Raw genomic sequence first — 13,872 nt, 5'->3', positions numbered from 1 at the left:
GTAATCTGTAAATATACAGCAGAAAGATAAGTTGGAAAGAGAGGAAATTTCAATGCTCTTAACAGGTGCTGAAATCGTAATAGAATGTTTGAAAGAGCAGGGCGTGGATACGGTATTTGGTTATCCGGGTGGTGCAATTTTAAATGTATATGATGAGTTATATAAACATAGTAATGAAATAAAACATATTTTAACTTCCCATGAGCAGGGAGCTTCCCATGCGGCAGACGGATATGCAAGAAGCACCGGAAAAGTTGGTGTGTGCTTTGCCACCAGCGGACCGGGTGCAACTAATCTGGTAACCGGAATCGCAACCGCATATATGGATTCTGTTCCAATGGTAGCAATTACCTGTAATGTCAATGTGCCGCTTCTTGGCAAAGACAGTTTCCAGGAAATTGATATTGCAGGAATTACCATGCCGATTACCAAGCACAACTTTATTGTAAAAGATGTCAATGATCTGGCAGATACCATCCGCCGGGCATTCCGCATTGCAAAAAAAGGAAGACCGGGTCCTGTTCTTGTGGATATTCCAAAGGATGTCACTGCTAACAGGGCAGAATATAACGCACAGCGTATTGAACCGGTACTGCGTGTGACAGAAACCATCCGGGAGGAAGATTTAGAAGAAGCAGTTGCTTTGATTCAGAAAGCGAAAAAACCATATATCTTTGTGGGCGGCGGTGCCGTGATTTCCGACTGTTCGGATGAATTGAGAGAATTTGTGGATAAGGTGGATGCACCGGTTTGTGATACCCTGATGGGAAAAGGTGCATTTAACGGAACGGATGAACGTTATACCGGAATGCTTGGAATGCATGGAACCAAGACTTCCAATCTTGGAGTCAGCGAGTGCGATCTTCTGATTGCAGTAGGTGTCCGTTTCTCAGACCGTGTGCTTGGAAATGCTAAGAAATTTGCCCATCATGCAAAAATCTTACAGTTTGATGTGGATGCGGCAGAGATTAATAAAAATATCATGGTAACAAACAGCGTGATTGGTGATTTAAAGAAGATTCTTGCAAGAATCAATCCGATGTTATCTCCGATGGAGCATAAAGAGTGGATGGAGCACATCATGGAATACAAGAAAGAATATCCATTGAGCTATCATCCGGAAGGATTAAGCGGTCCGTTCGTAATCGAAGAAATCTATCGTCAGACCAACGGAGATGCTATCATGGTAACGGAGGTCGGACAGCATCAGATGTGGGCAGCACAGTATTATAAATACAAACAGCCGAGAACACTTCTGACATCCGGCGGACTTGGAACCATGGGTTATGGACTGGGGGCAGCAATCGGTGCGCAGATAGCAAATCCGGATAAACAGGTTATCAATATTGCCGGTGACGGATGTTTCCGTATGAATATGAATGAGATTGCAACAGCAGTCCGTCAGAAGCTTCCGTTAATCGAAGTTATCATTAATAACCATGTGCTTGGAATGGTAAGACAGTGGCAGACACTTTTCTATGAGAAGCATTATTCTGCAACTGTTTTAGACGATGGAGTAGATTTTGTAAAACTGGCAGAAGCCATGGGAGCAACGGGATATCGGGCAACCAGTCAGGCAGAATTTGTCGATATTTTGAAAAAAGCACTTGCAAGTAGTACACCAGTTGTTATAGACTGTATAATTGATAGTGATGATAAGGTGTGGCCAATGGTAGCACCGGGGGCAGCTATATCTGAGGTGTTTACCGAGGAAGATTTAAAATAATAAGCCATTACATATAGAAAGATATGTGTAAGAAGTGAGGAGGAATTAGAAAATGAGCAGAGTATATAATTTTTCTGCAGGTCCGGCAGTATTACCGGAAGAAGTTTTACAGGAAGCAGCAGATGAGATGTTAGACTACAGAGGATGTGGAATGTCCGTAATGGAGATGAGTCATCGTTCCAAAGTATATGACAACATCATCAAAGAGGCAGAAGCTGATTTAAGAGACTTAATGAATATCCCGGATAATTACAAGGTATTATTCTTACAGGGTGGAGCTTCCCAGCAGTTCGCTGCAATTCCAATGAACCTGATGAAAAATAAGAAAGCTGCATATATTGTAACTGGACAGTGGGCTAAGAAAGCTTACCAGGAAGCAAAAATGTATGGGGATGCAGTAGAAGTAGCATCTTCAGCAGATAAGACCTTCTCTTATATTCCGGATTGTTCAGATCTGGATATTCCGGAAGATGCAGATTATGTATATATCTGTGAAAACAATACGATTTATGGAACCAAGTTCAAAGAACTTCCAAATACCAAAGGACATACACTTGTTGCAGACGTATCTTCCTGCTTCTTATCAGAACCGGTTGATGTAACCAAATACGGAGTAATCTACGGCGGCGTTCAGAAGAACGTTGGACCTGCAGGTGTTGTAATCGTAATCATTCGTGAAGACTTAATTACAGATGATGTTCTTCCGGGAACACCTACAATGTTAAAATACAAGACTCAGGCAGATGCAGATTCTCTTTACAATACACCACCATGCTACGGCATTTATATCTGTGGTAAAGTATTCAAATGGTTAAAGAAGATGGGCGGACTTGAAGTTATGAAACAGCGTAACGAAGAGAAAGCTAAGATTCTTTATGATTTCTTAGATCAGAGCAAGTTATTCAAGGGAACTGTAGTTCCAAAAGACCGTTCTCTTATGAACGTACCATTCGTTACCGGTGATGCTGACTTAGATGCAAAATTCGTCAAAGAAGCAACCGAAGCTGGTTTTGTAAACTTAAAGGGACACAGAACCGTTGGCGGTATGCGTGCCAGCATTTACAATGCAATGCCAAAAGAAGGCGTTGAGAAGCTGGTGGCATTTATGAAGAAGTTTGAGGAGGAGAACGCATAATGTTTAACTATACATGTTTAAATCCAATCGCTGGTGTAGGCTTAGACCTTTTGTCAGATGAATATAACAAAGTAGATGATATCAAAGATGCACAGGCAGTCCTGGTAAGAAGTGCAGCAATGCATGATATGGAACTTCCAAAGACTTTAGAAGTTGTTGCAAGAGCAGGTGCAGGTGTAAATAATATCCCATTGGATAAATGTGCAGAAGCAGGTATCGTAGTATTCAATACACCGGGTGCAAACGCAAATGGTGTAAAGGAACTGGTATTTGCAGGAATGTTATTGGCAGCCCGTGACGTAGTCGGTGGAATCGAATGGGTAAAAGGCGAGGAAGGCAATGCAGATGTTGCAAAACTTGCTGAGAAACAGAAGAAGAACTTTGCCGGAAGCGAAATTGCAGGAAAGAAGCTTGGCGTTATCGGACTTGGTGCCATCGGTGTTAAAGTAGCAAATGCTGCAACACATCTTGGTATGGAAGTATACGGATATGACCCATACATTTCTGTAAATGCTGCATGGAGCTTATCACGCAATGTAAATCATGTAAATGCTGTAGAAGAAATTTACAAGAACTGTGATTATATCACAATTCATGTTCCGCTTTTAGATTCTACCAAGAAAATGATTAATGCAGAAGCAATTGCAATGATGAAACCTACCACTGTAGTATTGAACTTTGCAAGAGACTTACTGGTTGATGAAGAGGCAATGGTAGCAGCATTAGAGGAAGGAAAGATTGCAAAATATGTCAGCGACTTCCCAAATCCAACCACAGTTGGAAAGAAAGGCTGTATCGTAACTCCTCATATTGGAGCTTCTACCGAAGAATCCGAAGATAACTGTGCAGTAATGGCAGTAAAAGAGATTCGTGATTTCTTAGAGAATGGAAATATTACACATTCTGTAAACTATCCGGACTGCAATATGGGCGAGTGCAAGAGTGCAGGAAGACTGTTACTGTTACACCGTAACGTAAAGGGAATGATCAGCAGCTATACTTCTATTTTAGGAGATGCAAATATCAACATTTCTGATATGACCAATAAGAGCCGTGGCGATTATGCATGTACATTGCTTGATGTAGATGCACCTGTTACCAAAGAAGTAGAAGAGAAACTTCAGACCTTAGATGGTGTATTAAAGGTTCGTATTGTAAAATAATAAATGCAGGTGAGAAAAAGATAATATATGGACTGCCCGGTTACGCCGCGACAGTCCATTTCTCTTACGCAGGAAACTCACAAAGCGTGTTTTTCGCAATTACGCAGGAAGGAGAAAATAATGGCAGATATCAGACCATTTTTATGTATCAGACCAAGAGAGGATGAGGCGGCAGAGATTGCAGCACTTCCGTATGATGTATATAACAGAGAAGAAGCAAAGAAAGCGGTAGAAGGACATGACAAAAGCTTTCTTCGCATTGACCGTGCCGAGACACAGTTTGATGATTCCGTAGACACTTATGCACCGGAGGTATATAAGAAAGCCCATGACATGCTCTGGGATATGGTAGCAGAAGGTGATTTCGTAAAAGAAGAGAAACCGTGCTATTATATTTACGAACTGACCATGGACGGAAGGGTGCAGACCGGTATTACAGCCTGTGCTTCAATTGATGATTATCAGAATCAGGTCATTAAAAAACATGAGAATACCAGAGCAGATAAAGAGCAGGACAGAATCAACCATGTAAATATCTGTGATGCACAGACCGGACCGATTTTCTTAGCATACCGTTCCAATGATACCATCAATGCAGTGGTAGAGAAGGTAAAGAAGACAGCACCTCTTTATGATTTTGTGGCAGAGGATGGAATCGGACATCGTGTATACAGAATTGCAGAGGCAGAAGATATTGCGGCTATCGAGGAAGCATTTGCAAAGATAAAAGAAATTTATATCGCAGACGGTCATCACCGTGCAGCATCCGCAGTAAAGGTAGGACTGATGCGGAGAGCAGAGCATCCGGATTATGACGGAACTGAGGAATTTAACTATTTCTTATCCGTATTATTCCCGGATGACCAGCTTATGATTATGGATTATAACCGTGTGGTAAAAGACTTAAATGGAATGACAGAAGAGGAATTCCTTGGAAAGATGAACGACCTGTTTGAAGTGGGAGCACCACAGAAGGAAGCGGTTCATCCGGCTGAAAAAGGAAGTTTCAGCATGTACCTTGGGGATAACTGGTATGCCTGCCGGATGAAAGAAGCGGATTTAAGCAGTGACCCGGTAGATGGGCTGGACGTATCAATTTTACAGAATGTGTTACTGCATCCGGTACTTGGCATTGAAGACCCGAAGACCGATAAGCGGATTGATTTCGTAGGTGGAATTCGTGGACTGGAGGAATTGGAGCGCAGAGTACATAGTGACTGTAAAGTGGCATTTGCCATGTATCCGACCAGCATCGGAGAGTTGTTTGCAGTAGCAGATGCCGGAAGACTGATGCCGCCGAAATCCACCTGGTTTGAGCCAAAACTTCGCAGTGGATTATTTATTCATGCACTTTCATAATAACTTTCATAAATAACTGGAGGATATTAAAATGGGATTTTATCTGACCGCATTAGAAGCCAGCACAGAGGGCATTACAGCGGAAGAAGTCAGCGATGCTATTGAACAGATGAAGAAACCGGGCGTGGTACGTACTTACCTGGAGGGGCTGGTGCCGGATTTACTGGCGTTTCTCTTTCAGGTGGTGATTGCCTGCGTGGTATATGCCATTGGCGTAAAGTTAATCAAGCTTTTCCGGAAACTCGTCCGGAAATGGCTGGATAAAAAGGATGCTGACAAGGGTGTAAAACAGTTTATGGATGCACTGGTCAAGTGCATTGGATATTTCTTCTTGATTGTAATCATTCTTTCGCTCTTTGGAATTGCAACCACATCTGTAATGGCAATTGCAGGTTCTGCAGGACTGACGGTAGGCCTGGCACTGCAGGGAAGCTTATCCAACTTTGCCGGCGGCGTATTAATACTGATGTTAAAACCGTTTAAAGTGGGGGATTATATTGTAGAAGACAGCCATGGCAACGAAGGAACGGTAACAGAGATTTCGATTTTCTACACCAAGTTAAAGAGTGTTGACAATAAGATTATCGTAATTCCAAATGGAATCTTAGCCAACAGCAGCCTTACCAATGTAACCTACAGTGAGAAACGCAGGATTGACCTGGAAGTAGGGGTGTCCTATTCGGCGGATTTAAAGAAGACGAAGGCTGTGATAGAGCAGTTGCTTCTTTCCGAAGAACGCCGGCTTAAGGACGAGGCGGTGCAGGTCTTTGTATCGGAATTGGGAGACAGCAGTGTTACCATTGGTGCAAGAGTGTGGGTGCCGACTGATTTATACTGGGATATCCGCTGGGCACTGACTGAGGAGATGAAAAATGCTCTGGATGAAAATGGAATCGAAATTCCGTTCCCGCAGCTTGATGTCAACGTAAAGAATCCGGTATAAAATCGGGCAAAAAAGTGAAAAAGTTTGACAAATATTGGAAAATATGCTACTGTTAGCCATGTAGTCGTGCACAATTTTGTGCAACTTTTTAGATTTATTGTGTATTAGGAGGAAAAAGAAATGCAGGGAACTGTAAAATGGTTTAACGCAAAGAAGGGTTATGGATTTATCTCAGATGCAGAAGGAAATGATGTATTCGTTCATTTCTCCGCATTAAATATGGATGGATTCAAAGAGCTTAAAGATGGAGAAGCAGTTGAATTTGAGGTAGTAGAAGGAGAAAAAGGACCTCAGGCAGCTAACGTAGTTCGCTTAGGTTAATTCGTATAGAGTTGAATATGAAATAAGCGCAGAGCAGGAAGATGGATATCCGTCTTCCTGTTTTTAGGTTTATCAGGTGTAAATGTAAAAAAAATGTGTTATACTGATAAAGACTGTGAGTCAGATTATGAGAACATGGAGGATAAAACATTTGAATTTAGCAGCGTTAACAGCATATGAATTAATCAAAGAAGAAAATCTGACAGACATCCATGCAAAGGGATATCTGCTTCGACATAAAAAGAGTGGAGCTAAAATCAGCCTTATTTCCAATGATGATGAAAATAAGGTCTTTTATATTGGATTCCGTACTCCGGTAGAGAACAGCACCGGCGTACCACATATCATTGAGCATACGGTATTGTGCGGTTCGGACAAGTTTCCGGTGAAGGATCCGTTTGTGGAACTGGTGAAGGGTTCTTTAAATACATTCTTAAATGCCATGACTTACCCGGACAAGACCGTTTATCCGGTGGCAAGCTGCAATGATAAAGATTTTGCTAATCTGATGGATGTATACTTAGACGCTGTGTTCCATCCGAATATCTATAAGAAAGAAGAAATCTTCAAACAGGAAGGCTGGCACTATGAATTAGAGGATAAAGATGCACCGGTTACCATCAATGGAGTGGTATACAATGAGATGAAGGGCGCATTTTCTTCTCCAGAAGGTGTCTTAGACCGTGTAGTATTAAATTCCCTGTTCCCGGATACCACATACAGTAATGAGTCCGGCGGTGACCCGGAAGTAATTCCAGAGCTTACTTATGAGCAGTACCTTGATTTCCACCGGAAATTCTATCATCCATGTAATTCTTATATTTACCTTTATGGAAATATGGATATGGGCGAAAAACTGGAATTTCTCGATAAAGAATATTTAAGCCATTATGATAAAATCGAAGTAGATTCTGCAATTCAGTTGCAGGCTCCTTTTGAAAAGCCGGTAACCATCAGCAAGCCATATTCCATTGCATCTTCCGAAAGTTTAGAGGATAATGCATATCTTTCCTATAATGTGGCAATCGGAACGAATCTTGAGAGTGAACTGACTCTGGCATTTGATGTCTTGGATTATGCACTATTAAGTGCACCGGGAGCACCGTTGAAGCAGGCACTTATTGATGCAGGAATCGGAAAAGATATCATGGGCGGATTTGATAACAGCACCTTACAGCCAATTTTTTCTGTGGTGGCAAAGAATGCCAATAAAGAAGACGAAGAGAAGTTTGTAGGAATTATCGAAGATACTTTAAAGAAAATCGTCAAAGATGGACTCAATAGAAAATCCCTGTTAGCAGGAATCAACAGTGAAGAATTCAAATTCCGTGAAGCAGATTACGGTAATTTCCCGAAGGGATTAATTTATGGATTATCCTGTATGGACAGCTGGCTTTATGATGATGACGAACCATTCTTATATCTTAAAATATTAGACGTATTTGCAGCATTAAAGGAAAAGATTGAAACAGGATATTTTGAAGAACTGATTCAGAAATATCTTTTGGATAACAGCCATAAATCCTATGTATCCATTGAACCGGAAAAAGGCTTAAATGCCAGGCTGGAAAAAGAATTAGAAGAGAAACTGGCTGCTTATAAGAGAGACTTATCAGAAGAAGAGATTGATAAGTTAGTAGAGGATACAAAGCATTTAAAACAGTATCAGGAAGAGCCGTCACCAAAGGAAGACCTGATGAAGATTCCGATGTTAAAACGGCAGGACATGAAGCGTGAAGCGCAGCCGCTGGTATATGAAAAGGTAAGCTGCAATGGCATCGAAACCATTCATACCAACATTTATTCCAATGGCATTCATTATCTGAATCTGATGTTTGATATCAGTGATATTACAGAAGAAGAACTGCCATACCTTGGGGTGTTAAAAGCTGTACTTGGTTATATGGATACAGAGCATTATAATTATGCAGACTTAGCAAATGAGATTAATCTTATGACCGGCGGTATCTCTTCCCAGATTAATATTTATGCGGATACTAAGAAAAAAGACAGTTTCCATGCAAAATACGAAGTACGTTCCAAGATTCTTTATCAGAATTTAGAAGAGGGGCTTAGACTTCTTTCTGAGATTCTGATGGGCACACAGATTACAGATGAAAAACGTCTCTATGAGATTTTAGCGCGTATCAAATCGAGACTGCAGATGTCCTTAAGCTCTGCCGGACATTCCGTATCTGCCATGCGGGCAATGTCTTATTTCTCACCGGTAGCCCGATTCAATGACCTGGTTGGCGGAATTGCACTGTACCGGACGATTGCAGAATTAGAAGAACATTTTGAAGAAAAGAAGCAGTTCTTAATGGATAAATTAAGAAGCCTTACAGAGAAAATATTTGTAAAGAACAGACTGTTGATTTCCCTGACGGCAGACGCAGAAGGATATCAGCTGTTAGAAGAAAAATTCCCGCAGTTCTTAACTGTTTTACCGGATGGAGCAAAAGAGGGAGAAGCAGTTACCTTCCATTGTGAGAAAAAGAATGAAGGTTTCTTAGATGCATCCAAAGTACAGTATGTATCCAGAGCCGGAAATTATTTATCGAAAGGATATTCCTATACCGGAGCACTTCGTATCTTAAAAGTAATTTTAAGCTATGATTACCTTTGGATTAATGTCCGGGTAAAGGGTGGTGCATATGGTTGCATGAGCGGATTTATGCGGAATGGAGATGCATATTTCACTTCTTACCGTGACCCGAACCTTAAGAGCACCAATGAGATTTACGAAGGTATCCCGGCATATTTAAGAGCCTTTGATGCAGATGAACGTGATATGACAAAATATATCATCGGAACAGTAAGTGATATGGATACCCCGTTGAATCCGGCTGCCAAGGGCATGCGTTCCGTAAGTGCTTATCTTACCAATATTTCTTATGAGGAATTACAGCGTGAGAGAAATGAAGTTTTAGATGCACAGCCGGAAAACATTAAAAATCTCGCAGTGCTTATTGAAGCGGTACTCGCACAGGATGCCTTGTGTGTCATCGGTGCAGAGGAAAATGTAGAAGCAGAAAAAGATATGTTCTTAGAAGTAAAGAATCTTTATTAAAAGCTGTGGGTAATAGTCCCGCAGCATACATAAGAAGGAGTAAGTATGACGGAAAATTTTAAATCAGGCTTTGTAACACTGATTGGACGGCCGAATGTAGGAAAGTCCACCTTGATGAATCATCTGATTGGACAGAAGATTGCAATTACATCCAATAAACCGCAGACTACCAGAAACCGTATCCAGACTATTTATACGGATGAAAACAGAGGACAGATTATTTTTGTGGATACACCTGGTATCCATAAGGCAAAGAATAAGCTGGGCGAATTTATGGTAAATGTGGCAGAACACACATTAAATGAAGTGGATGTCATTTTATGGCTGGTGGAACCGAGTGATTTTATCGGCGCAGGAGAGCAGCATATTATTGAAAAGTTAAAAACTGTAAAGACACCGGTTATTCTGGTTATCAATAAATTAGATACCTTGGATAACAAGGATAAAATGCTGGAGTACATTGACACTTATCGTAAAGTCTATGACTTTGCGGAAATCGTACCGGCATCTGCACTGCGGGGAGAAAATACGGATGTTATCATTGATTTGATTTTTAAATATCTGCCGTATGGTCCGATGTTCTATGATGAGGATACCATTACTGACCAGCCGGAGCGTCAGATTGTGGCAGAGCTGATTCGTGAAAAAGCCTTACATGCTTTAAATGAAGAAATTCCTCATGGAATTGCCGTTTCTATTGACCAGATGAAGAAACGCAAAGGCAGGAAAATGTTTGATATTGATGCTACGATTATCTGTGAGCGGGATTCCCACAAGGGAATTATTATCGGCAAGCAGGGAGCCATGTTAAAGAAGATTGGTACCAATGCCAGATATGAAATTGAACACCTCTTAGATGCCAAGGTTAATTTGAAACTTTGGGTAAAAGTGAAAAAAGACTGGCGTGACAGCGATTATATGATTAAGAACTTCGGATACCGGGAAGAGGAATTCTAAATATTGACAGTATTATCTTAAGTGCTTCTGGAAAACCTAATTTCATACAAGTATGAAGAAAGGGCAGGAAGGAAGCATATGGTAAGAGCAAGCTGGAATCATTTTACTTTGACCGGAAGTGTAGATGATTATCTTAAGTTTAAGGAACAGGAAAAAGAAGAACAGGATGGATTGGGCAGCCTGAAAGAGAAAGTAAGAGGTGAACAGGACCGTGGGCACAAACGTGATGGTTACGGGTATGGTGCTTACCGCAATGCCAATCAGTGAATATGACAAACGAATTACGATACTGACCCTGGAGAGGGGAAAGATTACGGCGTTTGCCAGAGGTGCAAGAAGACCGAACAGTACACTGCTGGCAGCCTGCAATCCCTTTTCCTTCGGACAGTTTGAAGTCTATGAGGGCCGTACCTCCTACAATGTGGTGCGGGCAGAAATTAAAAATTATTTTACCGAACTCACCACAGACTTGAATGATACATACTATGGATTTTATTTTCTTGAGATGGCAGAATATTATGCCCAGGAAAACAGTGATGACCGGGAAATGCTAAAGCTTCTTTACCAGTCCTTAAAGGCACTTGGAAAGAAGAATTTTGATAACCGGCTGGTCCGTGTGATTTATGAACTGAAAATGATGGTGCTAAACGGAGTATATCCGAATCTTTTTTCCTGCCAGAAATGTGGAAGAAAGGAACCGATGCAGTTTTTCAGTGTGCAGCGCGCCGGGCTTCTTTGTGATTCCTGCAGCGAAACCGAGCATGGCAGACGGTTAGATGCATCTACCATTTATACGATGCAGTATATTATTACCACGGAATCAGCAAAGCTTTTTCATTTTGCAGTATCAGAAAAAGTGTTGTTTGAACTGATTCGGACGGTGAAGGAATTTCGGGAAAAATATGCACCCCATACATTTAAATCAGAGCAATTTTTAGAAGGGCTTTTCTGATTTATGGAGAAGCCGGGCATTTTGCCTGAGGTAACGCTTGAAATACCAAACCGAAAATAGTATAATTGTTGAGATTATGAGATATAGGGATTTGGAGGTTCGTATGAAGAAAAAGATAAGTGCACTCCTTGTAATGCTGTTAGTCTGTGGAATATTTGGCGGCTGCGGTGCTACAAAAGATGCAGATACCACGACACTCTTTCCGGAGAAAAAGGGTGGAATCACAGAAGTTGCAGTAGGCGACTTTGACAAAGACAATTATGATGAGAATGAGTTAGAACAGTATGTAAAGGATTCCATCAAAGAATATGAAGACAATGATGGCGCCGGGACAGTAAAATTAAAAAATCTTTCCGTAAAAGACGGAGTCGCAAAGCTTGGTATGCATTACAGTGACAGCACAGCATATTCTGCATTTGTGGGAGATACCGTATTTACCGGAACGGTGGTACAGGCAATTGCTGCCGGATATGATTTTAATACAGATTTCGTAGCGGTAACAGATGGAGCTGCCGGAGATGCAGCGGACAGCAAAGATGTCATGAAAAATGATGACTATCATGTTATCGTATTAAGCAAGGGTGTAGATGTTACGGTTGATGGAACACTGCAGTATGTTTCATCCGGGGTAATCGTCAAGGATAAGAACACTGCAACTGTGGATGAAATTCCTGCTGGTGAGACAGCAGAAGCAAGATATATTATTTATAAATAGAATGCGAGGAAGAATTTTATGGAAAAATCAATGGAAAAAATTGTAGCTTTAGCAAAGGCAAGAGGTTTTGTATATCCGGGTTCCGAGATTTACGGTGGACTGGCAAATACATGGGATTACGGTAACCTTGGTGTAGAATTAAAGAATAATGTGAAACGTGCCTGGTGGCAGAAATTCGTACAGGAAAATCCATACAATGTTGGTGTAGACTGTGCCATTCTTATGAACCCGCAGACATGGGTAGCTTCCGGACATTTAGGCGGATTTTCAGACCCTCTTATGGACTGTAAAGAGTGTCATGAACGTTTCCGTGCAGATAAGATTATTGAAGATTATGCAGAAGAGCATGGCATTACATTAGAGACTTCTGTAGATGGCTGGAGTCAGGAAGAAATGATGAACTTCATCAAAGATAACAGTGTTCCATGTCCATCCTGCGGAAAACATAACTTTACAGATATCCGTCAGTTCAACCTGATGTTCAAGACTTTCCAGGGTGTAACTGAAGATGCAAAGAATACGGTATACTTAAGACCGGAAACAGCACAGGGTATTTTTGTTAACTTCAAAAACGTGCAGAGAACATCCCGTAAGAAAGTGCCTTTCGGCATTGCACAGATTGGAAAATCTTTCCGTAACGAGATCACTCCTGGTAACTTTACTTTCCGTACCAGAGAGTTTGAACAGATGGAGCTGGAGTTCTTCTGTGAGCCGGGTACCGACCTTGAGTGGTTCCAGTACTGGAGAACCTTCTGCCATAACTGGCTGTTAAGCCTTGGCATGAAAGATGAAGAATTACGTCTTCGTGACCATGATCCTGCAGAGCTTGCATTTTACAGTAAAGCAACTACCGACTTTGAATTCTTATTCCCGTTCGGATGGGGCGAGCTGTGGGGAATTGCAGACCGTACCGACTATGACCTGACACAGCATCAGAATACATCCGGTCAGGATATGTCTTACTTTGATGATACCAAGAATGAAAAATACATTCCATACGTTATTGAACCGTCTCTTGGAGCAGACCGTGTGGTACTTGCATTCCTTTGTGCAGCATATGACGAAGAGAACATCGGAACAGAAGAGAAACCGGATATGAGAACCGTTCTTCATTTCCATCCGGCACTTGCACCGGTTAAGATTGGTGTGCTTCCGCTTTCCAAGAAATTAAATGAAGGTGCAGAGAAAGTATTTACACAGCTTTCCAAGAAATACAACTGCGAATTTGATGACAGAGGAAATATCGGTAAGCGCTATCGTCGTCAGGATGAAATCGGAACTCCATTCTGTGTAACTTACGATTTTGAATCAGAAACAGACGGAGCAGTTACGGTACGTGACCGTGATACCATGGAGCAGGAGCGTATCAAAATCGAAGATTTAGATACATATTTTGCAGAAAAATTCACTTTCTAAATCAAACACTTTATTTTTTACATGACTGAATGGTCTGATTTCGAAAAAATGGTTGCGAAACTATAAAATTATGATAAAATAAATATGTGCGCTTGTGGACAAGTGGCACGCATAA

The 13,872-nt window shown here is 41.3% G+C and carries 12 protein-coding genes; all 12 read left to right on the top strand.

The genetic code is table 11. The annotated features are described in order from the left end of the window. The first annotated feature begins 52 nt into the window (after positions 1–52). The 12 genes from ilvB (at position 53) to DWV68_RS10385 (ending at position 13,757) form a co-directional block, all read left to right on the top strand. Entirely contained in the window at positions 53–1,726 is a 1,674-nt protein-coding gene (ilvB, locus tag DWV68_RS10440; protein WP_117840957.1) for a biosynthetic-type acetolactate synthase large subunit, read from the top strand. Positions 1,727–1,778: 52 nt separating this feature from the next. After that, positions 1,779–2,861: a 3-phosphoserine/phosphohydroxythreonine transaminase gene (gene serC, locus DWV68_RS10435; RefSeq protein WP_022243048.1), complete on the top strand. Its 1,083-nt coding sequence runs from the start codon at positions 1,779–1,781 to the stop codon at positions 2,859–2,861. After that, the gene (locus DWV68_RS10430; protein ID WP_022243047.1) at positions 2,861–4,024 is read left to right on the top strand and encodes a phosphoglycerate dehydrogenase; all 1,164 of its coding nucleotides are present in this window, start codon (positions 2,861–2,863) and stop codon (positions 4,022–4,024) included. The genes serC and DWV68_RS10430 overlap by 1 nt, the downstream gene beginning before the upstream one ends. A gap of 120 nt (positions 4,025–4,144) precedes the next feature. Next, positions 4,145–5,383, top strand: a complete 1,239-nt coding sequence (locus DWV68_RS10425; RefSeq protein WP_118056772.1) for a DUF1015 domain-containing protein — start codon at positions 4,145–4,147, stop codon at positions 5,381–5,383. A gap of 31 nt (positions 5,384–5,414) precedes the next feature. Continuing rightward, a complete protein-coding gene (locus tag DWV68_RS10420; RefSeq protein WP_118056771.1) occupies positions 5,415–6,326 on the top strand; it encodes a mechanosensitive ion channel family protein in 912 nt (303 codons plus the stop codon). A gap of 120 nt (positions 6,327–6,446) precedes the next feature. Next, on the top strand, positions 6,447–6,647 hold the full coding sequence (locus DWV68_RS10415) for a cold shock domain-containing protein (RefSeq protein WP_022243044.1): 201 nt from the start codon (positions 6,447–6,449) through the stop codon (positions 6,645–6,647). 151 nt (positions 6,648–6,798) lie between these two features. After that, positions 6,799–9,717: an insulinase family protein gene (locus DWV68_RS10410; RefSeq protein ID WP_330419941.1), complete on the top strand. Its 2,919-nt coding sequence runs from the start codon at positions 6,799–6,801 to the stop codon at positions 9,715–9,717. 45 nt (positions 9,718–9,762) lie between these two features. Further along, complete coding sequence (gene era, locus DWV68_RS10405; protein WP_022243042.1) at positions 9,763–10,674, top strand: GTPase Era; 912 nt, start codon at positions 9,763–9,765, stop codon at positions 10,672–10,674. A gap of 78 nt (positions 10,675–10,752) precedes the next feature. Next, on the top strand, positions 10,753–10,941 hold the full coding sequence (locus DWV68_RS10400) for a YqzL family protein (protein WP_117697057.1): 189 nt from the start codon (positions 10,753–10,755) through the stop codon (positions 10,939–10,941). Beyond that, a complete protein-coding gene (recO, locus tag DWV68_RS10395) occupies positions 10,886–11,626 on the top strand; it encodes a DNA repair protein RecO (RefSeq protein WP_022243040.1) in 741 nt (246 codons plus the stop codon). Before DWV68_RS10400 ends, recO begins: the two co-directional genes overlap by 56 nt. Before the next feature lie 103 nt (positions 11,627–11,729). Further along, complete coding sequence (locus DWV68_RS10390) at positions 11,730–12,341, top strand: hypothetical protein (protein WP_118056769.1); 612 nt, start codon at positions 11,730–11,732, stop codon at positions 12,339–12,341. An 18-nt stretch (positions 12,342–12,359) separates the two neighbouring features. Further along, positions 12,360–13,757 carry a glycine--tRNA ligase gene (locus tag DWV68_RS10385; RefSeq protein WP_022243038.1) on the top strand — a complete coding sequence of 466 codons (1,398 nt, stop codon included), beginning with the start codon at positions 12,360–12,362 and terminating at the stop codon, positions 13,755–13,757. Positions 13,758–13,872: the final 115 nt, after the last annotated feature.

The sequence above is a fragment of the Roseburia sp. AF12-17LB genome, from assembly GCF_003479605.1.
Lineage (GTDB): Bacteria > Bacillota > Clostridia > Lachnospirales > Lachnospiraceae > Roseburia_C > Roseburia_C amylophila.
The sequence above is the reverse complement of the archived record's forward strand: the minus strand, read 5'-3'. Positions and strand labels throughout refer to the sequence as shown.